The 2705-nt window shown below is 64.4% G+C and carries 3 protein-coding genes; 1 reads left to right on the forward strand and 2 read right to left on the reverse strand.

What is annotated here, in order from left to right; all coding sequences use genetic code 11:
* Nucleotides 1-180: 180 nt before the first annotated feature.
* Both CF70_RS27650 and CF70_RS27655 read right to left on the reverse strand, forming a co-directional pair.
* The gene (locus CF70_RS27650; RefSeq protein WP_045243255.1) at nucleotides 181-639 is read right to left on the reverse strand and encodes a PaaI family thioesterase; all 459 of its coding nucleotides are present in this window, start codon (nucleotides 637-639) and stop codon (nucleotides 181-183) included.
* Nucleotides 640-766: 127 nt separating this feature from the next.
* Nucleotides 767-1204, reverse strand: a complete 438-nt coding sequence (locus tag CF70_RS27655) for a MerR family transcriptional regulator (protein ID WP_035872677.1) — start codon at nucleotides 1202-1204, stop codon at nucleotides 767-769.
* Nucleotides 1205-1421: 217 nt separating this feature from the next.
* Here CF70_RS27655 and CF70_RS27660 point away from each other — a divergent pair, with 217 nt between their 5' ends.
* The gene (locus CF70_RS27660; RefSeq protein ID WP_035872680.1) at nucleotides 1422-2501 is read left to right on the forward strand and encodes an MBL fold metallo-hydrolase; all 1080 of its coding nucleotides are present in this window, start codon (nucleotides 1422-1424) and stop codon (nucleotides 2499-2501) included.
* The last annotated feature ends 204 nt before the right edge of the window (nucleotides 2502-2705 follow it).

A 2705-nucleotide genomic window follows, 5' to 3' on the forward strand; every position in this document is an offset into this window, starting at 1 on the left:
CGAGTTCGGCCTGCGCCCAGTTGCGCACGGACTCTCGCAGCATCTCGATGTCTTCGCCCAAGTCGAACTTGAGGCCTGGCAGGTCGGTCATGGCGGTCTCCTGATCCGGTTCTGTTACTTGTGTTTTACGGGTTTCGCAATCTTGCGCCGCGATATGTGACAGGTGATGGATGACAAGTGTCAGACGTGGTCAAGCGTGCGCACCACGCACAAGGTCATCAGCATGGTGGCCACCGCCTTGCGCACGCCCGCGGTCTCGGTGAATACATCGCCCTGCGCCACGATCAGCGTGCGGCCGGGCTTGAGCACGCGGCCCACCGCCACCAGCCGCTCGCCCTTGGCCGGCGACAGCAGGTTGATCTTGTACTCCGCGGTCAGCCCCGCCTCACCCTCGCCCACCATCGACAGCGCCGCGTAGCCGCAGGCACTGTCGGCCAGCGCCCCCACGGCGCCACCGTGGAAGAAGCCGTGTTGCTGGGTCACGCCCTCGGACCACGGCATGGCGATCTCGACCTCGCCGCGCGTCACCCGCGTCAGCGCCGCGCCGAAGGTGGTCATCAGGCCCTGGCGGGCGAAGCTGGTGGCGATCGCGTCCGCGCGCGCGGCCGGCAAGGAGGTGGATTCGACGGCAAGAGGCATGGGCTTTCCTTTTGTTCGCCGGCCGGCAACGCAGAGGCCCGGCGCGGACGATGGACTGAGAAGCTATTCTATTTACGTTTACGTAAACGTCAATCAAATCCACCAAAGACCGACTGATAATGCCGCATCAGGCGCTTTTCGCCTCGCCCGCAGGGCCTTCCACGCCTGTCTGGGCCGCCAGCAGTGCCCGGCACTGCCGTTCATGCTGATCGATTTCCGCAAGCTGCGCCTGCAGGTCCTCGAGCTGGCGCTCCAGCGTGCCGCGATGGTGCGCCAGCGAGTGCAGGAAGCGCTCGAGTTGCGGTGCCGTGTCGCGCGGCGATTCGTAGAGATCCAGGATCTCGCGGATTTCGTTCAGCGTCAGGCCCAGGCGCTTGCCCCGCACCGTGAGCTTCAGGCGGGTGCGCTCGCGCCCGTTATAGACACGCTTGCGCCCGCTCGGGCCTTCGCGCTCGGGCGACAGCAAGCCCTGGTCCTCATAGAAACGAATAGCGCGGGGCGTGACATCGAACTCGCGGGCGAGATCGGTGATGGTGTACGTCGGCGTGGCTGGCGAATCTGGCATGGTGACCCAGTAAAAAAGTGAACGGTCGTTCGGTACAGAATGAAGTTTTCGCTTAATATTGAAAAAGCCCGCTCCGGTTGACGTTAACGTTAGCGTCAAGTAAAGCGGCTGGCAACCGTGGCGTGCATCGCCATTTTGCGACGGCTACCGTGACAACGAGAAAGCCCGCCTGCATGCGGCAGCGCATGCACAGGGCTTCGGACGAGAGAGACTCCCCATGAACGCACTCGAACACCAACTCCAATATCCGTTTGGCGACACCATGCCCGCCGGCGGCGCGCGGCAGGAAGTGGCGCCAGGCGTCTACTGGCTCCGCATGCCCCTGCCCTTCGCGCTGGACCACATCAACCTGTGGCTGGTGCGCGACCGCATCGACAGCCGCGACGGCTGGACCATCATCGACTGCGGCGTCACCAACGACACCATCAAGGCGCACTGGGAAACCATATTCGCCAATGAACTCGAAGGCCTGCCGGTGCTGCGCGTGCTGGCCACGCACTGCCACCCCGACCACATCGGCCTGGCGCACTGGCTGTGCAAGCGCTGGGACGCACGGCTATGGATGAGCCTGGGCGACTATATGAACGCCCGCGTGATGGGTGGCGGGGGCGGCGTTGGCTCCAACGCCGGCGGCGACTTCGCCGCCAGCCACTTCGCCCGCCACGGCCTGACCGACCCCGACAGCCTGGAAAAGCTGCGCGCGCGCAAGAGCTACTACCCGACGCTGGTGCCCGACCTGCCCACCCAGTACCGGCGCATGATGGACGGCGATATCGTCAATATCGGCACCGACCCCGCCAGGTCCGGCTGGCGCGTGATCACCGGCTTTGGCCACGCGCCCGAACACGTCGCGCTGTACAACGCCGGCATCAATGTGCTGATTTCCGGCGACATGGTGCTGCCGCGCATCTCCACCAATGTCAGCGTGTTCGACATGGAACCGGAAGCCAATCCGCTCAAGCTATACCTGGATTCCCTCGGCAAGTACGAGCCGCTGCCCGAGGATGTGCTGATCCTGCCGTCGCATGGCAAGCCCTTCCGGAACCTGCATACGCGGATCCGGCAACTGCGCGAGCACCATGTAGACCGCCTGGCCGAGACGCGCGCGGCCTGCGAGGAAAAGCCGTGCAATGCGCATGACATCGTCGGCGTCATGTTCAAGCGGCAATTTGATATTCACCAGATGACGTTCGCGATGGGCGAAGCGCTGGCCCACTTGCACCTGTTGTGGCACGCGGGGGAAGTCAGCCGGGAAGTCGGGGCCGACGGCGTAGTCAGGTTCAGGATGTTTGCCTGACATCGAAGTCCCGGGCTTGGCATACGAACCGGGAACAGCATAGCCAACCGGCGGCAGCCGTGTGGCGCGCCCGAAAAGCGAGCCGCACCCCAGCGCGATGCAAAGCGAGCCCCCCACGCGATGCGAAGCGAGCCGTCAAGGTATACCAGGCCGTATGGGGCGCCTCGTCGGCGGGCAAAAAGAGCGGAAAAGAGGGACCCATGT

The organism is Cupriavidus sp. SK-3 (genome assembly GCF_000611145.1).
Classification (GTDB): Bacteria; Pseudomonadota; Gammaproteobacteria; order Burkholderiales; family Burkholderiaceae; genus Cupriavidus.

Excerpts from the sequence above, each read along its gene's own strand:
- CF70_RS27650 (WP_045243255.1), bottom strand. The coding sequence starts at position 639 with ATGCCTCTTGCCGTCGAATCCACCTCCTTGCCGGCCGCGCGCGCGGAC.
- CF70_RS27655 (WP_035872677.1), bottom strand. The coding sequence starts at position 1,204 with ATGCCAGATTCGCCAGCCACGCCGACGTACACCATCACCGATCTCGCC.
- CF70_RS27660 (WP_035872680.1), top strand. The coding sequence starts at position 1,422 with ATGAACGCACTCGAACACCAACTCCAATATCCGTTTGGCGACACCATG.